Source organism: Enterococcus sp. JNUCC 77 (genome assembly GCF_054819945.1).
The window spans coordinates 2,181,950-2,203,118 of sequence record NZ_JBTHIG010000001.1 but is presented as its reverse complement, the minus strand read 5'-3'; the positions used below and the strand labels follow the sequence as shown (position 1 = coordinate 2,203,118).

At 34.1% G+C, this 21,169-nt stretch carries 20 protein-coding genes; 14 read left to right on the top strand and 6 right to left on the bottom strand.

The window, feature by feature from the left end; translation table 11 throughout:
• Positions 1-144 precede the first annotated feature (144 nt).
• The 4 genes from ACVWNY_RS10680 to ACVWNY_RS10665 all read left to right on the top strand — a co-directional run bounded on the left by ACVWNY_RS10680 (position 145) and on the right by ACVWNY_RS10665 (position 4,733).
• A complete protein-coding gene (locus ACVWNY_RS10680; RefSeq protein WP_218326332.1) occupies positions 145-1,335 on the top strand; it encodes a glycine C-acetyltransferase in 1,191 nt (396 codons plus the stop codon).
• A 53-nt stretch (positions 1,336-1,388) separates the two neighbouring features.
• Entirely contained in the window at positions 1,389-2,390 is a 1,002-nt protein-coding gene (locus ACVWNY_RS10675; RefSeq protein ID WP_218326331.1) for an NAD-dependent epimerase/dehydratase family protein, read from the top strand.
• 257 nt (positions 2,391-2,647) lie between these two features.
• Positions 2,648-4,000: an APC family permease gene (locus ACVWNY_RS10670; RefSeq protein WP_454071357.1), complete on the top strand. Its 1,353-nt coding sequence runs from the start codon at positions 2,648-2,650 to the stop codon at positions 3,998-4,000.
• A gap of 184 nt (positions 4,001-4,184) precedes the next feature.
• Positions 4,185-4,733, top strand: coding sequence for an ECF-type riboflavin transporter substrate-binding protein (locus tag ACVWNY_RS10665; protein ID WP_218326329.1), 549 nt, complete (start codon positions 4,185-4,187; stop codon positions 4,731-4,733).
• 89 nt (positions 4,734-4,822) lie between these two features.
• Here ACVWNY_RS10665 and ACVWNY_RS10660 read toward each other — a convergent pair whose 3' ends face one another.
• Both ACVWNY_RS10660 and ACVWNY_RS10655 read right to left on the bottom strand, forming a co-directional pair.
• On the bottom strand, positions 4,823-5,263 hold the full coding sequence (locus ACVWNY_RS10660) for an acyl-CoA thioesterase (RefSeq protein ID WP_454071356.1): 441 nt from the start codon (positions 5,261-5,263) through the stop codon (positions 4,823-4,825).
• Positions 5,264-5,266: 3 nt separating this feature from the next.
• Positions 5,267-6,100 (bottom strand): NAD(P)H-hydrate dehydratase, encoded by an 834-nt coding sequence (locus tag ACVWNY_RS10655; RefSeq protein ID WP_454071355.1) that lies wholly within the window; start codon positions 6,098-6,100, stop codon positions 5,267-5,269.
• A 104-nt stretch (positions 6,101-6,204) separates the two neighbouring features.
• On the opposite strand from ACVWNY_RS10655, the gene pepV reads away from it, so the two are divergent.
• The gene (pepV, locus tag ACVWNY_RS10650; protein WP_438719477.1) at positions 6,205-7,614 is read left to right on the top strand and encodes a dipeptidase PepV; all 1,410 of its coding nucleotides are present in this window, start codon (positions 6,205-6,207) and stop codon (positions 7,612-7,614) included.
• Positions 7,615-7,636: 22 nt separating this feature from the next.
• On the opposite strand, the gene ACVWNY_RS10645 is transcribed toward pepV, so the two are convergent.
• Entirely contained in the window at positions 7,637-7,987 is a 351-nt protein-coding gene (locus ACVWNY_RS10645) for a hypothetical protein (RefSeq protein WP_218326324.1), read from the bottom strand.
• A gap of 137 nt (positions 7,988-8,124) precedes the next feature.
• Between ACVWNY_RS10645 and ACVWNY_RS10640 the strand changes: the two genes are divergently transcribed.
• From ACVWNY_RS10640 to ytpR, 4 genes are all read left to right on the top strand, one after another.
• On the top strand, positions 8,125-8,442 hold the full coding sequence (locus ACVWNY_RS10640; protein WP_218326323.1) for a thioredoxin family protein: 318 nt from the start codon (positions 8,125-8,127) through the stop codon (positions 8,440-8,442).
• A 10-nt stretch (positions 8,443-8,452) separates the two neighbouring features.
• On the top strand, positions 8,453-8,911 hold the full coding sequence (locus ACVWNY_RS10635) for a universal stress protein (RefSeq protein ID WP_218326321.1): 459 nt from the start codon (positions 8,453-8,455) through the stop codon (positions 8,909-8,911).
• A 41-nt stretch (positions 8,912-8,952) separates the two neighbouring features.
• The gene (locus ACVWNY_RS10630; RefSeq protein ID WP_218326320.1) at positions 8,953-9,594 is read left to right on the top strand and encodes an endonuclease III domain-containing protein; all 642 of its coding nucleotides are present in this window, start codon (positions 8,953-8,955) and stop codon (positions 9,592-9,594) included.
• Between the two features lie 70 nt (positions 9,595-9,664).
• Positions 9,665-10,276, top strand: a complete 612-nt coding sequence (gene ytpR, locus ACVWNY_RS10625; protein ID WP_454071354.1) for a YtpR family tRNA-binding protein — start codon at positions 9,665-9,667, stop codon at positions 10,274-10,276.
• 158 nt (positions 10,277-10,434) lie between these two features.
• Here the strand turns inward: ytpR and ACVWNY_RS10620 are convergent, their stop codons facing one another.
• Positions 10,435-11,724, bottom strand: a complete 1,290-nt coding sequence (locus ACVWNY_RS10620) for a S1C family serine protease (RefSeq protein ID WP_454071353.1) — start codon at positions 11,722-11,724, stop codon at positions 10,435-10,437.
• Positions 11,725-12,066: 342 nt separating this feature from the next.
• Here ACVWNY_RS10620 and rlmH point away from each other — a divergent pair, with 342 nt between their 5' ends.
• Positions 12,067-12,546, top strand: a complete 480-nt coding sequence (gene rlmH / locus ACVWNY_RS10615) for a 23S rRNA (pseudouridine(1915)-N(3))-methyltransferase RlmH (protein WP_454071352.1) — start codon at positions 12,067-12,069, stop codon at positions 12,544-12,546.
• A 633-nt stretch (positions 12,547-13,179) separates the two neighbouring features.
• Here the strand turns inward: rlmH and ACVWNY_RS10610 are convergent.
• Both ACVWNY_RS10610 and ACVWNY_RS10605 read right to left on the bottom strand, forming a co-directional pair.
• Complete coding sequence (locus tag ACVWNY_RS10610; protein ID WP_454071351.1) at positions 13,180-14,670, bottom strand: hypothetical protein; 1,491 nt, start codon at positions 14,668-14,670, stop codon at positions 13,180-13,182.
• Positions 14,667-15,713 (bottom strand): hypothetical protein, encoded by a 1,047-nt coding sequence (locus ACVWNY_RS10605; protein ID WP_454071350.1) that lies wholly within the window; start codon positions 15,711-15,713, stop codon positions 14,667-14,669. Before ACVWNY_RS10605 ends, ACVWNY_RS10610 begins: the two co-directional genes overlap by 4 nt.
• A 428-nt stretch (positions 15,714-16,141) precedes the next feature.
• Here ACVWNY_RS10605 and ACVWNY_RS10600 point away from each other — a divergent pair, with 428 nt between their 5' ends.
• The 4 genes from ACVWNY_RS10600 to ACVWNY_RS10585 all read left to right on the top strand — a co-directional run bounded on the left by ACVWNY_RS10600 (position 16,142) and on the right by ACVWNY_RS10585 (position 21,155).
• Positions 16,142-17,476 carry a reverse transcriptase domain-containing protein gene (locus ACVWNY_RS10600; RefSeq protein WP_454071349.1) on the top strand — a complete coding sequence of 445 codons (1,335 nt, stop codon included), beginning with the start codon at positions 16,142-16,144 and terminating at the stop codon, positions 17,474-17,476.
• Positions 17,477-17,633: 157 nt separating this feature from the next.
• The gene (locus tag ACVWNY_RS10595; RefSeq protein WP_454071348.1) at positions 17,634-19,307 is read left to right on the top strand and encodes a DUF2075 domain-containing protein; all 1,674 of its coding nucleotides are present in this window, start codon (positions 17,634-17,636) and stop codon (positions 19,305-19,307) included.
• 300 nt (positions 19,308-19,607) lie between these two features.
• The gene (locus ACVWNY_RS10590) at positions 19,608-20,126 is read left to right on the top strand and encodes a YehS family protein (protein WP_454071347.1); all 519 of its coding nucleotides are present in this window, start codon (positions 19,608-19,610) and stop codon (positions 20,124-20,126) included.
• A 270-nt stretch (positions 20,127-20,396) separates the two neighbouring features.
• Positions 20,397-21,155, top strand: coding sequence for a tyrosine-protein phosphatase (locus tag ACVWNY_RS10585; RefSeq protein WP_454071346.1), 759 nt, complete (start codon positions 20,397-20,399; stop codon positions 21,153-21,155).
• The last annotated feature ends 14 nt before the right edge of the window (positions 21,156-21,169 follow it).

Sequence of the window (21,169 nt, the reverse complement as noted above, 5' to 3'; positions counted from 1 at the left end):
CGTTAACAACCAGTTATATACTAAGCATGTAATCAAATGAAAGCGGTAATATCAATCATTCTTGCCCATATTAAGAATTATAAAAATTTATAATATAACAGAATGAGAAATATTTACACTTTCAAATTAATGGGAGGAATTATAATGAGTTCAAAAGTACTTGATCAGTTCTTAGAAACAAACTTGAATGACCTAAAAGAAAAAGGTTTGTTCAACACAATTGACGTGTTAGAAGGAGCAAATGGTCCAGTCATTACTGTTAACGACAAAAAAATGATCAACTTAGCTTCTAATAACTATCTAGGATTTGCTACAAATCCTGAAATCGTTGAAGCTGATGTTGAAGCAACTGAACACTATGGAGCTGGTGCTGGTGCGGTTCGTACAATTAACGGAACTTTAGATATCCACCAAAAATTAGAAGAAAAAATTGCTGAGTTTAAAGGAACTGAAGCTGCAATTGCTTTCCAATCAGGTTTCAACTGTAACATGGGTGCCATTTCAGCAGTAATGAAAAAAGGCGATGCAATTTTATCAGATGAATTAAATCATGCATCTATTATTGATGGCTGTCGTTTATCTGGAGCAAAAATTATCCGTGTAAACCATCAAGATATGGCAGATTTAGATGCTAAAGCAAAAGAAGCGACTGAAAGTGGCGAATACAACAAAGTTATGTACATCTCTGACGGTGTATTCTCAATGGACGGCGATGTTGCGAAAATTCCTGAAATCGTTGAAATTTGCGAAAAATACAATGTTATCACTTATATTGATGATGCTCATGGTACAGGTGTTATGGGTCATGGTCACGGAACAGTTAAACATTTTGACATGCAAGATCACATTGACTTCCAAATGGGTACTTTGTCTAAAGGTATCGGTGTTGTCGGTGGATATGTTGCAGGTTCTAAACAATTAATTACTTGGTTGAAATCTCAAGCACGTCCATTCTTATTCTCAACTTCATTAACACCAGGAGCTGCTGGTGCTTGTATTAAAGCGATTGATTTAATCGAAACACATCCTGAATTTGTTGATAAATTATGGGATAACGCTAACTACTTCAAACAAGAATTAAAACGTATCGGTTATGATATTGGCGTTTCAGAAACACCAATCACACCAGTAATTGTGGGCGACGAAAAAGTTGCACAAGAATTTTCTAAAAAATTATTAGAAAACGGTGTATACGTTAAACCAATCGTATTCCCAACTGTGCCATTAGGAACAGGTCGTGTTCGTAACATGCCAAATGCTGGACATACAAAAGAAATGTTAGACGAAGCAATCACTGTTTATGAAAAAGTAGGTAAAGAATTAGGAATCATCTAAAAAAAGGTAAAAAGTTTCACACTATAAAATGTTATTCAGAAAGGGAGAACAACATGAAAAAAGTAATGATTACCGGAGCATTAGGACAAATTGGATCAGAATTAGCTGAAAGATTACGTCGTGACTTAGGTGTAGATAATGTAATCGCAACAGATATCCGTAAACCTGAAAATAACCCAACAGTTGAAAATGGACATTTTGAAATATTAGATGTTCAAGACTATGATAAATTCTTAGAAATTGCTAAAACAAACAAAGTAGACACAATTATTCACTTAGCAGCTTTACTTTCAGCAACTGCTGAACAACGTCCTGCTTTTGCATGGAATTTAAATATGGGCGGATTAATGAATGCATTAGAAGTTGCTCGTGAAGTAGGGGAAGGAACTAAATTCTTCGCTCCTTCATCTATCGCAGCATATGGTCCAGATGCACAACCAGATAACACACCTCAAGATACTGTTATGCATCCAACAACTATGTATGGTGTAACAAAAGTTTCTGGTGAAATGTTAGAAAATTATTACCACGATAAATATGGTGTAGATACTCGTTCCGTACGTTTCCCTGGTTTGATTTCTTATAAAGTTGAACCTGGTGGCGGTACTACTGACTACGCTGTAGATATTTATTATGAAGCATTGAAAAACAAATCTTACAAATCATTCATCGACAAAGGTACTTACATGGATATGATGTACATGGACGATGCAATCGATGCAATCGTTAAGTTGATGAACGCTGATCCTTCTCGTTTGGTTCACCGTAATGCCTTCAATATTACTGCAATGGCATTTGAACCAGAACAAATCGCAGCTTCAATCAAACGTCGTATTCCAGACTTTGAAATGGGCTATGATGTAGATCCAGTTCGTCAAGGAATTGCAAACTCTTGGCCAAATGCGATTGATGCTACAGATGCGAAAACAGAATGGGACTTCTCACCTAACTATGATTTAGATAAAATGACTGACGAAATGTTAGTAAGACTTTCTAAAAAATTCGCTGAAGAAGGCGTAGAAACTAAAGTATCATTTGATACAGTTGAAAGCTAATTCACTAGTTTAACAGAAACATCACAAGTTAAGAATGTCAGGAAGGTAACATTAGAAAAAGGTAAATGTTAAAAATAACATTCACCTTTTTCTGCCTTCATGGTAGAATAAGCGAGGAATAAAAATAACGTACTAGAGATACATATTTTAGAATAGAACTTCTGAAGGATGGCAAAAAAAGCTAGTTTATTTTTATTATTCCAAAACAAGTTAAGAAGTGCACAAGTAGAGGTGCGTACTTCTGAAGGAGGAGAAAAATGGCTTCAAACGAGAACAATACAGCTACTCCAAATGGCGGCGGCGAATTACAACGGACGATGACTTTCTTCCCAGCACTTTCGACAGTTATGGGAACGGTAATCGGAGCCGGCGTATTCTTTAAGGCAGCCAGCGTAGCACAAAATACAGGGTCAACAAGTATGGTTATGCTTTCGTGGTTCTTGGGAGGATTAATTAGTGTCTGTGCTGGATTAACTGGGGCAGAACTAGCAGCAGCTATTCCTGAAACAGGCGGTATGTTACGTTATATCGAACGAGCATACGGAAAATTTGCAAGTTTCTTACTAGGTTGGGCACAAGTTATTATTTATTTCCCAGCTAACGTAGCGGCATTATCTATTATTTTTGGTACACAATTTAAGAACTTATTCGGTTTATCAGATGGGACTGTAGTTCCAATTGCAATCGTCGCTGCGATTTCAATTATGTTAATCAACTTTTTAGGCTCAAAAGCCGGTGGTATGCTTCAATCAGTTACTTTAGTATGTAAACTATTGCCACTTGCTGCAATCGTAATCTTTGGGTTATTGCGCCAAGGAGATGTTTCAGTTAGCTTGTTCCCAGTTCAAGCTGGCGCAAGTGCTGGTGGTTTTGCTCCTGCATTAGGTGCTGGTTTACTAGCAACAATGTTTGCTTATGATGGCTGGATTCACGTAGGTAACATTGCTGGAGAATTGAAAAATCCTGCCCGTGACTTACCTCGAGCAATCGCTGGTGGTATCTTAGGGATCATGGTTGTTTATTTATTAGTAAACTTTGCTTATCTACGTACTTTGCCAATTGATCAATTAGCAGGTAATGAAAATGCATCAATGGAAGTTGCCGGTAGAATCTTTGGCGGCATGGGCGGTAAAATTGTAACTATTGGTATTTTAATTTCTGTATATGGAACAATTAATGGTTATACTATGACAGGTATGCGTCTTCCTTACACAATGGGTAAAGAAAAAACATTACCATTCTCTAACCAACTATCTAAATTAAACAAAAACTCAGTTCCTTATATTGCGGGTGTTTTAGAATTAATTATTGCTATCATCATGATGCTAGTTGGTGGTTTCGATATGTTAACAGATATGTTGATTTTCGTAATCTGGATTTTCTACACACTAGTATTTATTGCAGTTATCAAACTTAGAAAAACTGAGCCAGATTTGGTTCGCCCGTACAAAGTACCTTTATACCCAGTTATTCCAACTATTGCTATTTTAGGTGGCTTGTTCATCTTAGTAATGACCTTACTTACTCAATTCACATTAGCAATGATCGGTATCTTAATAACTGCAATCGGTATTCCTTTCTACTTCTTCATGCAAAGTAAAAATAAATAATTGATTCAATTGACTGAAGTAGCTTTTTAGCTGCTTCGGTTTTTTTATGTTTCAAATAGTTTTCATTGCATTTTGAAAGTTAACATTATAATATGGTTAGTGATTCCTTTGCAATCTTAATATAATTATTAATCGAAATTATTTCATCTTAAGTAGGAGTCAATCATATTTTAGGAGGAAGAAAATGAATAAAGGTTTTTCAGTTAAAACAATTGTTGCGATCGGAATTGGCGCGGCAGTATTTGTTATTTTAGGACGTTTTGTTACAATTCCAACCGGTATTCCTAATACGAATTTACAAACAACATATCCTTTCTTAGCTTTGATGTCTGTTTTATTTGGTCCAATTGCAGGTGGTTTGATTGGGCTAATTGGTCACACACTCGTTGATTTTACAACTTATGGTCCTTGGTGGAGTTGGATTATTTGTTCAGGTGTGATGGGAATTATTTTTGGTTTAGCTGGTCGTAAAATTGATTTGCAGCATGGTGTTTTTGGTAAAAAAGAAATGATTAGTTTTAATATTTTCCAAATTATCGGAAACGTTGCCGTTTGGGCAGTTTTAGCACCAATTTTAGATATTTTAATTTATAGCGAACCTGCTAATAAAGTATTCACCCAAGGAATTGTTTCTGCAATCTTAAATGCTCTATCAGTAGCAATTATTGGAACAATTATTATGAAAGCTTATGCAGCTACGCAAACAAAACAAGGTAGTTTGACAAAAGATTAATTTAAAAAGCACAAAAAGTTTAATGTACCGCCCCTAAAAATGTTAGATTTTGGGGGGCGATACATTAGTTAAAAACTTTTTGGGCTTTTTTATTTGCCGGTTTCATTTTTGGTTAAATCAAAATAGGTTTCAAATAATTGATGTAATTCAGGTTGTGACTTTTTTAGTTGTACTAAGCGATTGGTTTCGTAAGACATGAAACAATGTTGACTGGTTCCAGTTGTGACTAACTTATCATTTTTAAAAATTTGATATTCAAAATTTAAGCGCGTCCCCGTATATTTACTGACATATGGGTGAATGACAATCTCATCGCCGAAATAAATCATTTCCTTATAATTACAGCTCACTCCTAAAACAGGTACCATGATGCCCATTTCTTCAATTTTTTCAAAAGGATACCCTAAAAAAGTTAGGACGTCGACACGGGCCTCTTCAAACCAGCGAATGTAGTTGGAGTGATGAATAATCCCCATTTTGTCAGTTTCATAATAAAAAGGTTTGCGTGGATAGCCAGGATATTTTTCCATTGTTTAGTTCCTTTCTGTGGCGTATTTTTTCATATATTTTGGTAGCTCATGGCTAATATTGGTGGGCAAAACAACATAATTATCTACTGCTAAGTCATCAGCAATTTTACTATGAAGATAAACAGCCGCTGCAATTGTTTCCGTATTTTTTTCAAATTGGGCTAAAAAGCCAGCAATCATACCTGCTAAAGTGTCACCCATTCCACCAGTCGCCATAGCAGGATTACCGGCTGTATTGTGATAGATTTCTTTTCCATCGTAAATCTTGGTGCGGTGACTTTTTAAAACAATTGTTGCTTGGAGAGCTTGTTGTTTAATTTGATTATTTGCATCATCTTGTTGAGCTATCGGTAAACCACTCAATCGTTGCCACTCCATTTGATGAGGGGTAAAAACAGTGTGTTCTGGATAATTTAAAGCCAAAGTATGATTAGCAAATAAGGTAATCGCCGAGCCATCAATAATTAGCCATTGGTTTTCTTTTTGTTTGCTTAAAATTTCTGATAATAGTGCCAAGCTTTCATATTCAAGACCTAACCCGGGACCAATTAAGATGACGTCTGTCTTAGCTAATAATTCTTTTTGCAAAGAAATTTCTCGAAAGTTTAGAACCATTGCTTCTGGCAGTCTGGCGTGTAAGGCACTGTGATTTTTTTCATCGGTCACAACAGTCACTAGGCCTGCACCTGATTGCAGACAACTTTCGGCACTCATGATAATGGCGCCACCATATTGTCGGTTGCCGCCAAGTAATAATGCCCGCCCGTAAGTTCCTTTGTGGGAATCGGCCGCTCTTTTTTTGATAACTTCAGTTAAAATATCTTCAGTTATATTCAAAAATATCCACCTTCTTTCTACCCTCTCATTATACCAGAGTTATCAGTTTTCAATTAAAATCGAAAGTGCTATCATTAAATTGACATCAAGAAGGAGGAACTTTCATGAGTATTGATTGGAAAAAAGAAGTTGAGGCACGTAAGACGGATTTATTTGCTGATTTAAATGAATTATTACGGGTGAAAAGTGAACGAGATGACAATCTTGCAACAAAAGAAGCACCCTTTGGTCCTGGTCCTAAAGAAGCTTTAGAAAAAGTTTTAGCGATGGCTGAACGAGATGGCTTTGCAACTAAAAATGTTGATAACTATGCAGGTCACATTGACTATGGTGAAGGTGATGAAACTTTAGGTATTTTTGCTCACGTTGATGTCGTGCCAGCTGGTGAAGGTTGGGATACAGATCCTTATGAACCAGTAGTAAAAGATGGAAAACTTTTTGCTCGTGGCTCTAGTGATGATAAAGGTCCAACAATCGCGGCTTATTATGGAATGAAAATTATTAAAGAATTAGGCTTACCAGTTTCTAAAAAAATTCGTTTTGTTGTCGGAACGGATGAAGAAAGTGGCTGGGCTGATATGGATCACTACTTTGAAAAAGAACCAAAACCAGATTTTGGTTTCTCACCGGATGCTGAATTTCCAATGATTAATGGAGAAAAAGGCAATGTAACTATGATTCCTCATTTTGATGGGACAAATGGCACAAGCTATGTATTGGTGAATTTCGATGCAGGCCTACGTCAAAATATGGTACCAGGAAATGCTAAGGCGATTGTCAAAGTTTTGGATAATACTGAAGCTGCTAAATTAGCACATGAATTTGAAGATTATGTTATTAATAATCCAGTTAGTGGAACTGCAAGTGTGGATGGCAATTACGTTACATTAGACTTAGAAGGAAAAGCTGCCCACGGTGCAAGCCCGCAATTAGGGACCAATGCCGGAACATTTTTAGCCGTCTTTTTAAATAATTTTGACTTTGATGGTGGTGCCAAAGCCTTTATCGACTATTCTGCTAAATATATTCATGAAGATGTTTATGGTAAAAAATTAGGTGTTGCTTTCCGTGATCCTAAAATGGGTGAGGTAACAATGAATGCTGGTATCTTTAGCTTCAAAGATGGCGAAAAAGATAATTATATTACCTTGAATTTCCGTTATCCAAAAGGAACAACAGCGGACGCAATCAAAGGGAAACTAGCAGACTTATTTGGTAAGGATGCAAAAGTAACGCAAGATGGCCATCATATGTTGCCACATTATACACCATTAACGGATCCATTAGTTGCGAATTTAATGGCTACTTTTGAAGATCATACTGGTCTAAAAGGGGAAGAAAAAATTATTGGTGGCGGCACATTTGGTCGCTTATTAGAACGCGGCGTGGCTTATGGCGCTCAATTCCCAGGCTATACCGATACGATGCACCAAGCCAACGAATTTATGCCAGTTGAAGATATTTTACGGGCAACAGCAATTTATGCAGATGCCATTTATCGTTTGGTGAAATAAAGAAAAAAAGCTATGCCTTGGTTTAATCCAAAGCATAGCTTTCTTGTTGTGCACGATTAATTGAAAGTACAGTACCGGTTTTAGCATCTGCTAAAAATTCATACGCAACTAAAGTACCATCTTCAATTCGAGTGATGCCGCCTTCAACCGTTTCAATGTTGATTGCAAAACGTTGCATCGGTTTGGTTTCAAAAGAAATCCAAGATCCTTCAATCGGACCTTCATTGGTAAATGAGTGTTTTACTTTGTTTAAAATTGCATCTGGAGATAAGTTTTGTTTATTACGATACCAGCGAGTACCAATAACGCCTAAAGCGAGTCCTAACGCTGAACCAATTGTTAATCCACGTGAAAATTCTTCAAAATTTGCCATCTACTCAACTCCCACTAGAAATGTTGACTTTATTTTAACATACAACCGTCTCAAACCCACGGAAAAATCGCTTTGATTATCGCTTATTTGAAAAAAAGAGTATAATTAAGACAATAATAGAAAAGGTTGTGACGGTTATGATTATTCCTAAAAATATAGAAGAACTAGCAAGTTACGCTGAAAAAGGAAAAAATGTGTTCTTTTTTACGGCGGACTGGTGTGGAGATTGTAGTTTTATTAAACCGCAAATGCCTGAAATCGAAGCGGATTTTCCGCAATTTAACTTTATCCAAGTAGATCGCGATCAATATATTGATGTTGCAGCAGAATGGAGTATTTTTGGGATCCCTAGTTTTGTTGTCACTAATGACGGTGAAGAATTGGGTCGCTTAGTCAATAAAAATCGTAAGACAAAAGAAGAAATTAGCGGCTTCTTAAAAATGGTAGAAGGGTAGGCGAGAGCGGATGTTTGCACAAACATATCAAAATATTTTAGTTGGAACTGACGGTAGTGAGCAAGCGATGGAAGCATTCAAAAAAGCAGTAGCAGTTGCTAAACGAAATGACGGAACTGTTTTTGTTGCAAATGTGATTGATCATCAATTATACAGTTTTATGGGCTACTCACCTTTAAATGAAAGTATTATTGACCAACAAACCGAAGATGCCAAAAAATTAATTGAAGAATGTAAACAAGTCGCTAAAGATATGGGCTATGATCGAATCGAAGGGATTGTTGCCTACGGATCGGCCAAAGAAGCGATGGCTCGTACCTTGCCAGAAAAATACGATATTGATTTAGTGATGGTAGGTCAATCTGGTTTAAACGCAGTGGAGCGATTTATGACTGGAAGCGTGGCTAGTTATACTATTAAAGAAGCGGTCTGTGATGTCTTGATCGTTCATCCAAGTGTTGAAAAATAAAGCAAAAGCTGGTGGGAGCCAGCTTTTTTAATGGAGAAAAGATGGATAAATTATTTCAACAGTTAGAAAATCATTATGGTCAACAAAAATGGTGGGATGTCCATAATCAACTTTTTTCAGTGACTGAAATGGTGTTGATTCAAAATACGAACTCAGTCAATGTGGAAAAAGCGATGGTGAATTTACGTCCGTATTTAACTGATTTAGAGACGGTATTATCGTTACCAGAAGATAATTTAGCAACATTAATTCGACCTAGCGGCTATTACAAAATCAAAGCCAAAAGACTGCGAGCAGTTTATCAATGGTTAGTCGAACATTCGAAAGAAATAGTTGAAAAAATACCCACTGAAGATTTGCGAATCGAACTGTTAAATATTTATGGTATTGGTAATGAAACAGCAGATGTAATGATGCTTTATTTATATAATCGCCCCGTTTTTGTAGCAGATAATTATGCCCGACGTTTGTTCGAACGCTTAGGCTTTGGAAAGAATACAGACTACAATAAGATGAGGAATATATATCAACCAGAGGTTAACCAATGGCCAGCTAATCAAGCCAAAGAATTTCACGCGTTAATTGATGAACACTGTAAAGCGCATTGTTTGAAAAAACCTCACTGTAAAAATTGTCCGTTGTTGGAAACCTGTCAATATCCAGATAAAGATTTAACTAGATGAAAAAAATCTCATGCACAAGCTACAGAGTTTTTGGTAAGATTATCTGTTGTGTAGAGAAGGAGGATGCAAAGTGATTTTTGCTTATAATAAACAAAATGTCGGTGATACTTTAATGGTACTCATTGCAGATGATCATCAAATGGATAATATTTCTGAAAGAAAAGGCAATGTTGCCCGAATTAGTATTCCTGACGGCACAACAGTTGCTTGGAATTTCTTTGATATTTCAAGATTAATGATTTTTAAAGAAGATGGACAACAATTTTTATCGGAAAAAGAAATTGATTTACTAAATCAAGAACTAAAAAATGCAGGTTTTGAAGAACGTTTACCTGATGATAATGAACCCAAATTTGTTGTAGGCTATGTTAAAACAAGTGTTGACCATCCGGATTCAGACCATTTACATATTACTGAAACAGAAATTGACAATGGACAAGTATTACAAATTGTCTGCGGAGCAAAAAATATTGCCGCTGGTCAAAAAGTGGTCGTAGCTAAACCTGGTGCTATGATGCCAGATGGCATGATGATTTGGCCAGGGAAATTACGGGGCGTAGAAAGCTTTGGTATGATTTGTTCAGCAGCAGAATTACACTTACCTGACGCAAAAACAGGACAAGGAATTTTAGTTTTACCAGAAGATACGCCGACTGGTGAAGAGTTCCCGATTGGAAAATAGATTTTAAGAGGCTGTGACATCAGTCTTTTTACAGATAAAAAATGATATCTAGCAGTTTTTAATGAGTGCTGTATCAATATTTTGAATCTGTTTTGGCTGATGTTGCTGCCTCTTTTTGTGAAAAAAAGAAGACCGTCAAAGGACGATCTTCAAAAAACTTATTGATTTTGATTACTTGCTGATGAAGTAAGTTGTGAAGCATCCATAGTTAATTTCGCTTCAGCTGTTTCTTCTTTTCCATCGCGATAGTAAGTAATTTTCACGGTGTCACCAATTTTATGTTTGTATAAAGCTGATTGTAATTCAACACCTGTGTCTACTTCAGTGTCACCAATTTTTGTAATGACATCATATTGTTTCAAACCAGCTTCATCAGCAGGAGTACCAGCAGTCACGTTAGCAACTACGACACCTTGAGTCACTGATTCAGGAAGATTCTTCAAGAATTGTGATTGTTGTTCGCTAGTGATATTTGCTAAATCAACCATCGAAACGCCGAGACCAGGACGACTAACAGAGCCGCTAGTTTCAATTTGATTAATTACTGAGACAACATCATTACTTGGAATGGCAAAACCAATTCCTTCTACGCTGACACTTGATTCAGTTTGAACAATTTTACTTGAGTTAATGCCGACAACTTGACCTGCTGCATTTACTAGTGGACCACCAGAGTTCCCAGGATTAATCGCTGCATCTGTTTGGATTGCATTGATATTTACTGTTTGACCTTCTTCATTTTGGCTAGTTACTTGACGATTCAATGAAGAAATAATCCCAGAAGTAACTGAATTAGCATATTGAGAACCTAAAGGAGAACCAATCGCAATCGCAGTTTCACCCACTTTTAAGTTGTCCGAATCACCAAATGTTGCTGGCGTAATATCTTTTACTTTGTCAGAATCAACTTTCAAAACAGCTAAGTCAGTATAAGAATCTGTTCCGACTAACTCAGCCGTCACTTTACTACCATCAGATAGCAATACTTCTAAACCATTTTGTCCTTCAACTACGTGATTGTTTGTTACGATATAAGCAGTATTGCCCTCAACTTTGTAAATCACACCAGAACCTTCAGAAGATTCCTCCAAATCACCACTACTATCGCTAGAATCACTTTGGCTATTGCCACCACCAAAAATACTTGACCAATCAGAATTTGATTGCGCATTTTGTAAATTAACAACTGAAACAACTGCATCTTGTGCTTTTTCTACTGCCTCAGTAATATCTGAGCTAGAATCTACTTTTACATTGCTAACTTGTGTCGATCCAGCAGAAGGCGAGCCACTCGTGTTATTCGATGAACCCAGCCCATTAGCAAAATAGAATATTCCTAAAATTACTCCTGCACCAACCACACCCCCGGCCACACCTGTCAAAAAGCGTTTCAAGCCATTGCGGGGTTTTTTAGGACTAGGGGTAGGGATAAAATCTTTTTCTTCCATGTTTAATTTCCTCCAACTATTATTAATCTTATTTAAAGTATAGTATCTTTGTATGAGATTAGTCTACTACGTTGATTTGAACTTTTTATGAAGAAGATTGGGAAAAATTTCTGTAAATAGTAAAATAAGGTATAAATTTGTCCACAAGGGTAAGTGGAAAAACTATGAATAACTAAAAAAATCAAAACAAATAGTTATCCACAAATCTGTGGATAAAGGGGATAACTCTGGGGAAAACATATGTTTGTATCCAAAAAGCTGGTAAAAAAGGCAAAATAATCCAAATTTTTGTGGATAAGCCTGTGATTAATGTGGATAAAAAAGTGGAAAAGAGGAGACAAAATGAATATCAAAATTATTTCAGTGGGGAAACTAAAAGAAAAATACTTAATTCAAGGGATTGCCGAATACACCAAACGACTATCTAAATATGCCAAAATTGAATTAATAGAAGTACCCGACGAAAAAGCACCAGAAAAACTAAGTGATGCAGAAATGCGTCAAGTCAAAGAAAAAGAAGGCCAACGAATCTTAGCCAAGATAAAAGAACAAGAATACGTCTGCGCCCTAGCAATAGAAGGAAAAAATCCCAGCAGCGAAAGCTTTGCTGCCGAAATCGATCGCCTACAAGTCAGCGGCAAAAGCCAATTTGTCTTTGTCATCGGTGGATCATTAGGCCTAAGCCAAGAAGTAATCAAAAGAAGCAACACGCAAATCTCGTTTGGTAAAATGACTTATCCCCATCAATTGATGCGCTTGATTTTAGTTGAGCAGATTTATCGGGCTTTTCGGATTAATTTTGGGGAGCCTTATCATAAGTGAAAATATTTTTATGAAGAAGGTTAAATGACTGAAAATACCAGATTTTAGTTAAAAAATCAGAAATTGGAAAAGAAAAGTTAAAAAATTGATCGATGGAAAACTTTCAACATGATTGTATAGTTAAGACTATTAGAAGAATATTATAGAGACTATATGTAATTAAGAAGCTTATTTTTTTACCCATTGTTTAGAAAATATATTATAACGTCAGGGATATAAGCGATTAACCATGCAGGCGTTAATAGGTGTCTAAGATTCTTAGAAATAAACGTTGGATGAGTTAGGTGAAGCCTTACTATTTTAAAGATATGGATTTTTTAAAAGGATATTTTACATTCTCAAGTAGTTGCGAATTATAGAGAAATACTGGGGTTTTTACGATAATACCTTAGCTGCAGTCGAGAAGGTCGAGTTCTTGTCAGATGAATTAGCGTTCAAGAATGCAAATGATCATAAAGAATTCGACTTAGTCTCATGTTCTGAAACGATTTACAGTAAGATATGAATGATGGATTAGATAAGATTGAAGAAGTTCAAGCGATTAATAATTCTGTATATTCAACTAAAGCATCAATTCCAGTACATGGAATTGATGCTTTTTCTTTGTATATAGAGTTATAAAAACTAGAGTTGTCACGTTAGATGATTAGTCTTAATTTCTAGGTCATCTAATGTGATAGTTTTTTCAGAAAATATTTTATCTATAAGCTCAATAGTTTCTAAAGGTTTAAAATTATTGTATTTGTAAATTGAAGCGACGATAATTTGATTTTCACTAAAATCTTCATTTAGTATATCAAATGTTTCTTCGACATTTTTTTGATCAACTTCCCTACCACTAGGAGAATCTAAAACTATAGGAAGTTTATAACCTAAATAATTTTGCAATTCAATAATATAGGCCATCTTAAATGAAAATACAATCTTATGTAAGATAGCCCCACTTAAGGATTTCAAATCAGACGTAAAAATATAATTTTTTGATTGGTCAATATATTGATCAACGCCCAATTTAGTAGCATATTTCATGATACTGAAATGTAAATTATTTAGTGTCTTATTACTAACTGAAAGTTTTTCTTTCATTTCATTTGTAAGAGATTTTTTTTTCTTTCTTAAGGAATCAAGTGTCTGTATTAACTGCTCATAAGGAACACTTACTTGCGAAATCAAATTATCGGCCTTGTCTATTTCACTTTGTAGTGAAAAAAGATTATTACTTTTTTGAATTTCTAACATGATTTCTCTAATATCTTTTTCAACGTAGGATTGTTCTCTTTTCAGCAAGGAAACTCTAGCATTAATATACTTTTGGTTATCATTAAAATGAACTATAGTATCTTCTTTTACAGGAATTTCAATACCAGAATCTTTATCCTTAACTACAAGATCCATCTTTTCAATGTAATTAATAAATTGCTTATTTTCCTGTAGACTATCCTCTAGATCACTAATTTTAGTTTTAAGTTCCTCACTTCGTATCTTTTTTAGTTGGAGTTTACTTTCTAATTCGGAAACATAGTCAGATGAAAAAATAGAATCGTCATTTAACTGTGATAAGTGATTCTTGTATTCAATTATATTTAATATCTGGGAGTATTTTTTTATTTCAGCATTTATATTTTCTAGCTCAGTTTTTTGTTCAGATAGATCTCTTTCTGAAACTCCTTCAATTAAATCCTCTACTTTGAATTTGATACTACCGATCACTGTCCCCCTATTAAGTAAAGTCCAGCCTTTTTCCTGATCCATGTAAATAGAGCCAAGAATACTTTTCAATACATTCTCATTTTTTGTGTTCCAAATTGCAGAAATTACTAAGCCTTCGTCAGTAGGTAGATTATATTCAAGACTAGAATCATCTTCATAAATTAAGACTATTTTATCATTAGTCCTTTCTACAAACTCTAAGCCTATCAGTGTTTTTAAGGAAAGGCGGGTTTTTACTTTTTTAAATGGCAACCTTTTAGTTTGGGGAATACTGTAACCCATTGAATATAATAGCAATCTTAGTAAGGTGGATTTTCCAGCACTATTTTTAGCGCTATGAATTAATGTTCTCGAATCTAAGTTAAAAGTTTTTTTAATTCCGTTGTATTCCAAATCTAGCTGGTTCAATCTCATAATCCTACCTCCTTATCTAGTCTCTCAATCAATTTTATTTTTTTCAGTATTTTCCATATTATAAACTTAGTGACTGCGTTAGAGGTATCGTTAGATTCTGAAAAGAATAATTTTTTCTCGTAGTAGTCAGCGCATTCTTCTATGAAGCTCTTTGGAGCAGTTCTTTTGCTAGTGTATTTTTTACTTTTAAGATAATCACGGTACTGTTGAATTACTTGATTAATAAAAGGAAAATCAATCAATTTTCTTTCAATGAAGTCAGAATAGGTATTTTCAATAGCATCTTCTTCGCCCATATCTAAATCGAACTCTTCAAAAAATTCATCACTCACTGGGTCTAAAGCAAAAATAACGATAGGCCATGTCAAATCTCCTTTTTCCAAGGCAATAGATTTAGATGGATTTTTTGCAAAATCTAGTTGATAATTTTCAAATATTCGAGTTGCTTGCGCGTTATTTAATCCAATACTAGTTAAAAATGCAATAACATTTTCTTTTATAAATCTGTACCTAGTTTGATCATCATCGCCGAAAAAGGGAAGAGTCCTAATTATGAGACGGTTAATATCAAAATTTGATACATCTAGTTTTTCTTTTTTAGCTACTTTGACAACGTAAGAATGTATTTTATCCTTTATTTTGTCTGGTAATTCTGAAAAAGAGTATTTTGTAGGGCTATTGGCAAACATAGTTGAGAATTTCTGGAAAACAAAAGGATTAGCAATATTTGTTCCGTAAACTAAAGAGGCATAACTATTGTTTTGAGAAGCATTAATTAGTGTCTTCAAGGCATCTTGTAAGTATTTATTAGTATTACTGCTACTATAAGGATCACGTTGGGATTTGGCTTGAATATAAATCATCTCTTGATTTTCATACGAGATTTCAATGTCTTCTGTTTTGCCTTCTACCTTAATGCTTTTTAAGTCTTTTAAGTCTTGTGACACAATAAAAAGAGCTAGGCTGCTTTGAAAATCCCAACCAAAAGCAGAAGCTTGAGCATTCGTATCAATGATATTTTGTTTTTCTTTTTTGTTTTCCATATAGACACCTAAACACCTTATTCTTAGAAGTAAATTTATGATTCCATTATAAACTATTTCCAATATATTAAAAGGTACGTTCGTTTTTACCACGCTGACATATCAACTGAGATATGATAAAATTAATTTGCTCTATATGTAGTTATAGAGGGATAATGTTTGCTAAAGTCAAGCACCAGCAGTATTACAACAAGTAGTCGGTCTGTGTGGTACAAAGTTGACATAGGTCTGAACAGGCTCATAGCCGCTTCAACTCCTTTCGTTAATTCAATGGCTTTACTAATATTATACAGGAACAGTTTGATGTTCTTTGGGCGCTGTGAGTATAGAACTATACCACTTGTAAGGTTTGCGTGCAGGAAGAGTAGTACCCCATTGGCCCTAAATGGTACTTTTCCTCATCCAAGAAATGAAAAGGAGATGTAGTTTTGGAAGACTTTATCACAAAATCTTATCTTCATTTTGACTATAGAACAAGATATAATTCTGTAAAAGACTATGTAGAAAATCCGCAAAGGATTATTAAACATGGTTTTTTTCCTTTTATACACAAAAAGAAAGTGTTAGTAAAGTATAAGGCTACTGGTGCAGGGGAGAGGCCTGTCAAGATTAAACCGCGTGAACTTTTTAGAGCCTCGCATTTAGATTCTTGCATTTATAGATACTACGCCGATCGTCTAAATAAGGATTATGAAAGAGTAGCAGAAGTAAGAAATATAGATGAAAACGTCGCTGCTTATAGGACCGAAAAAGGTAAATCGAACATAGATTATGCGGCAGAAACCATGGATTTCATCAAAAGAACCAACGGTGGTTGTTTTATTTTTTTAGGGGATTTTGAAAATTTTTTTGATACTCTGGATCATGAATATCTAAAGTCCAAGCTAAAAGAAGTCTTAAACACAAATAAATTAACTGAAGATTGGTTTAAAATATTTAAAACATTAACCAGTTTTTCTTGGGTTGAACAAAAAGATTTAAATGACCTATTTGGTTCAGAAAAAGAACAATACAAGAATAGTTTGAAAACTTATTTTGAAACTTGGGAGGAATTTAGAAGTTTTAAAGCTGACGGTCATGTGCATAAAAATACTAAGTCTTTTGGGATTCCCCAAGGAACCCCAATAAGTGCTTTATTATCAAATATTTACATGATAGATTTTGATGATTGGTTAAATAGATTATCATCTAGGTATGAAGGGAAATATTTAAGATATGCGGATGATTTCATTTTGATACTGCCCTTTAGTACAACCTCTAAAGACGTTTATCTTGAAATTGTTAATGAGATTCTGCAATATGCATCCGACGTGACTAAGTTGAAGATTGAGAAGAATAAAACAGAGAAGTATCTTTTTAAAAACGATAAAATTTATTTATTTGAGTCTAATAAAACTGACACTTCAAGTTTAATAAAATCAAAATTGGATTATTTGGGATTCGTATTTGATGGCCGTAGTGTAAAAATGAGGCAAAAAAGTGTTTCAAAATTTTATAGAAAAGCTGACAAAGCTGTAAGAACGGCTAGAGAAAAAAGTCGAATTAGAAAATCGAGTTACCTAATTGGTAAAAGGCACATTTATAGATATTTTTTTGATGTGGGTGCAAGGGATGGTAGAGGGAGTAAATTTGGGAATTTTATTTCCTATGCTAGAAGATGTCAAAAAAAATTTGATCAAATATCTCCTATGACGGAGAATTTAATGATGGAACAAATAAAAAATAGACGAAAAAAATTTTTAAAAAAAATGCATAAAAGTTAACGATCAATTTTTTTGATTGAAAACTTTTTTAAGTGCGAAATAGAATAGTATGTGGAGCCTTATCATAAGTGAATTTTTTGGATATATTGTTTAATATAGTGAGCTTTTCAAAGTTTTATAATCGAGGGAAATAAATAAAAATAGGTAGGTACTCAAAATGACCAAAATGGTTTTTGAGGAATATAAATTTTTAAAGGGTGAACTTTCACACATTACTACAGCTTATATTGATCAATACCCAATTGTTTATATTCTATACAATCGAAATATGAGACAGCGCCCAACTGCGTACATTGGACAAACAGTGCAAGTGGATAGACGTATGAAAGATCATTTGAAAAACTCAAAAAGAAAAGGTTTGACTGATACTTTATTAATTGGAAATGAAAAGTTTAATCAATCGGCAACTTATAATATAGAAACAAACTTAATAAATCACTTTATTGGCGATGAAAAGTTTAAGCTACAGAATATTAGTCAGACTAGAAATGTACAAATGCATGGATATTACGAGAAAAACTATTATGATACAGTTTTGTTTAATGAGATTTGGGAATATCTTAGAGAAAACGGATTAGCTGAAAATTCGACAGATGTCATTCAGAACAAAGATATTTACAAAATTTCACCTTACAAAGAATTATCACCAGATCAGTTGGATATTAAGTCAAAAATTATTGATTATTGTGAAAGAAATATAAAGAAAGCAAAACAAAAAGTATTTATGATTGAAGGAGAAGCTGGGACGGGGAAAAGTGTTGTATTGGCTTCACTTTTCAACACGTTACAGGACCTGTCAAAAGATGAAACTTCTTCTCTTTCAGGAGCGGATAATTATCTCTTAGTAAATCATGGAGAAATGATTAAGACATATCATTCAATGGCTGATAGTTTGCCAAACCTGAAGAAAAATCATATTTTAAAACCGACTACTTTTATCAATCAAATGGATAAATTAGATAAAAAAGTGGATGTTGTGTTAGTTGATGAGGCGCATCTACTTCTAACAAAAGAGGATCGATATAATAATTTTGAATATAAAAATCAATTGGATGAAATTATTAAACGTGCAAAAATTACGATATTCATTTTTGATTCTAAACAAGTACTTCGTACAAAAAGTTATTGGGACAAGACACTAGTTGATAAATTAAAAAACAAATATCAGGCTTATCATTATCCATTGAAGGATCAGTTTAGGATGTTAAGCTCAAAACAAACATTGAGATGGATTGATCATTTCGTTGAAAAGCAAATTATTGATTTACCTGAACCTACAGAAAGTTTTGAACTTGAAGTAATTGAAACAGCAGAAGATTTTAAGAAAAAAATTAAAGATCGTGACGATGAAGTGGGATTAGCTCGGATGGTAGCAACGTTTGATTATCTGCATAAAAAAGATGGTGGTTCTTATATTGTAGATGAAGACGGAATCAACCTTCCATGGAATACAACTGATTCTAAGATAACGTGGGCAGAACGGTCTGAAACAATCAATGAGATTGGTTCAATCTATACTGTGCAAGGTTTTGATCTTAATTATGTTGGAGTTATCCTGGGGCCGTCTATAGATTATGATAAAGCTACAAATTCTTTAATCATCGATGTTACAAAATATCAAGATACTGGTGCTTATTTAGGACGGGATGATTTAACTGAGAAGGAGCTGCTTGAAACTAAAGAGAAAATTATTTTGAATTCAATAAATGTACTTATGAAACGTGGAATTTATGGCTTATACATTTACGCGGTAAATGATAATCTTCGTAGTCATTTACTGGAGTTACAAAAGAAGCGTAATGATAAAGATTTTATGGATGAATTAAATTAAATTTCAGGTGAAGTAATATCTAAAACCAATGTTAGCTATAATAAGAATACTCCAAGGAAAAAATTGAAAATCTGTGATGAAATCGAATAACTATCACAGGTTTTTTTAATTGTTTATTACTATAACTATGTGTTGATTGATGGGGAATCTGCACCATCAATAATTATAGATTACCTAATCCATGCTACAATAACTGAAGATAAGTTTGTTAGTATTTTCGTAAATGATAGATGGTTTGCCGTATCATAAGATAAAAAAAGTACTGATAAATGAAATATCAAATAATAAGGAGCCTCCTCAATGAACAACAACGACAGATTACTACGACTAAGATATGCAATAGATATAAAAGATAATGATCTAATGAAAGCTTTTGAATTAGGTGGTTTAACTGTAACGAAAGAAGAAATGCGAGATATGTTAACTAAGGTGGGAACACCTAAAGAAAATGAAAACAATACTTATGCCAAAGCCATCAATAATGAAATGCTGGATAAATTTTTAAATGGTTTCATTATACTTAAGCGTGGTGAACAAGAGAAGAAAACAGAAGGTGTAGCACAGCCAAAAAGTAAGGATATTAAAAACATCAATAATGTCCTTTTAAAGAAATTGAAAATTGCTTTGTATTTAACAAGTGATGATATGTTAGCAGTTTTTGCCGAAGCTGGCGTATATCCTTCAAAGGGAGAGCTGGGTGCGATTTTGAGAAAAGAAGATCATCGTAATTTTAAACCTTGTGGGGATAAATATGCTCGCAATTTCTTAAAAGGATTAGGTTTGGTCTATCGGAGTCAAGAAAATCGTAATAGTCGATGATTTTTTGTAATATAGAGGATTAAAAATAGGCTGAATTAGTATGATACCTTAACTAAGATTTTATTATTTCTTTGTCTTAGCTGGGGTATCATATCATTTTTTATCAAAAAGTATACAAATTCTGACATGAACATTTCTAGTATTTTGTTAAAATGATAAGAACAAAAAAATACTTATTAATTTTATTTGGTAAAATGGAATATTTTTTAAAATCGTTAAAACTTGATAAGTAAATTGTTGCAGTCTAATCAATGATTTGGAGTGATATTTGTGATCGACTTACATTGTCATATTTTGCCTGGGATAGATGATGGTCCTCAAACATTGGAAGAGAGTATAGCTATGGCTCATGAAGCGATCCGACAAGGGATTAACTATATTTTATGTACCCCTCATCATGATAATGGTCATTATAATAACCCTGCTTCAAAAATTATCCCAGCTGTTCAAGATTTACAACAACAATTAGATCAGCGTAAGATTGAGTTAACTTTGTTTGAAGGTCAAGAAATACGTTTAACTAGTAATCTGATGAAAGAAATTCAACAAAAAGACATTCTATTTGTTGATTTAGCGAATCAATATTTATTGATAGAGTTTCCAACAATGGAGGTACCAGCTTATGCTGAACAGTTATTTTTCCAACTGATTGAACAAGGGCATGTACCGGTAATTGTGCATCCTGAACGCAATGCTATTTTTTCTCAAAATCCAAATCGCTTACTCCCCTTTTTAGAGATGGGTACACTAACTCAGTTGACAGCACCTAGTATTGTTGGTTTTTTTGGTAAGAAAATTCAAAAGGCAGCCAAGATAATGCTGGAAAATAATTTGGTTTATATGGTGGCTTCTGATGCACATAGTATTAAAGACCGTGGTTTTTATTTAAAAGAGGCTTATCAGGAAATTGAAAAAATGTTTGGTAAACAATATGCGAGGGACATGGAACAGATGTCAAAGGATTTGTTGAATGGTGATCCAGTGCAACGACCAGCCTTTAGAAAAGTAAAACACAGTTTTTTTAAATGAATAAAATAAAGCAC

Excerpts from the sequence above, each read along its gene's own strand:
- ACVWNY_RS10595 (WP_454071348.1), top strand. The coding sequence starts at position 17,634 with ATGACCAAAATGGTTTTTGAGGAATATAAATTTTTAAAGGGTGAACTT.
- ACVWNY_RS10610 (WP_454071351.1), bottom strand. The coding sequence starts at position 14,670 with ATGAGATTGAACCAGCTAGATTTGGAATACAACGGAATTAAAAAAACT.
- ACVWNY_RS10670 (WP_454071357.1), top strand. The coding sequence starts at position 2,648 with ATGGCTTCAAACGAGAACAATACAGCTACTCCAAATGGCGGCGGCGAA.
- ACVWNY_RS10620 (WP_454071353.1), bottom strand. The coding sequence starts at position 11,724 with ATGGAAGAAAAAGATTTTATCCCTACCCCTAGTCCTAAAAAACCCCGC.
- ACVWNY_RS10605 (WP_454071350.1), bottom strand. The coding sequence starts at position 15,713 with ATGGAAAACAAAAAAGAAAAACAAAATATCATTGATACGAATGCTCAA.
- ACVWNY_RS10665 (WP_218326329.1), top strand. The coding sequence starts at position 4,185 with ATGAATAAAGGTTTTTCAGTTAAAACAATTGTTGCGATCGGAATTGGC.
- ACVWNY_RS10660 (WP_454071356.1), bottom strand. The coding sequence starts at position 5,263 with ATGGAAAAATATCCTGGCTATCCACGCAAACCTTTTTATTATGAAACT.
- ACVWNY_RS10590 (WP_454071347.1), top strand. The coding sequence starts at position 19,608 with ATGAACAACAACGACAGATTACTACGACTAAGATATGCAATAGATATA.
- ACVWNY_RS10630 (WP_218326320.1), top strand. The coding sequence starts at position 8,953 with ATGGATAAATTATTTCAACAGTTAGAAAATCATTATGGTCAACAAAAA.
- ACVWNY_RS10675 (WP_218326331.1), top strand. The coding sequence starts at position 1,389 with ATGAAAAAAGTAATGATTACCGGAGCATTAGGACAAATTGGATCAGAA.
- pepV (WP_438719477.1), top strand. The coding sequence starts at position 6,205 with ATGAGTATTGATTGGAAAAAAGAAGTTGAGGCACGTAAGACGGATTTA.
- ACVWNY_RS10680 (WP_218326332.1), top strand. The coding sequence starts at position 145 with ATGAGTTCAAAAGTACTTGATCAGTTCTTAGAAACAAACTTGAATGAC.
- rlmH (WP_454071352.1), top strand. The coding sequence starts at position 12,067 with ATGAATATCAAAATTATTTCAGTGGGGAAACTAAAAGAAAAATACTTA.
- ACVWNY_RS10645 (WP_218326324.1), bottom strand. The coding sequence starts at position 7,987 with ATGGCAAATTTTGAAGAATTTTCACGTGGATTAACAATTGGTTCAGCG.
- ACVWNY_RS10635 (WP_218326321.1), top strand. The coding sequence starts at position 8,453 with ATGTTTGCACAAACATATCAAAATATTTTAGTTGGAACTGACGGTAGT.
- ACVWNY_RS10640 (WP_218326323.1), top strand. The coding sequence starts at position 8,125 with ATGATTATTCCTAAAAATATAGAAGAACTAGCAAGTTACGCTGAAAAA.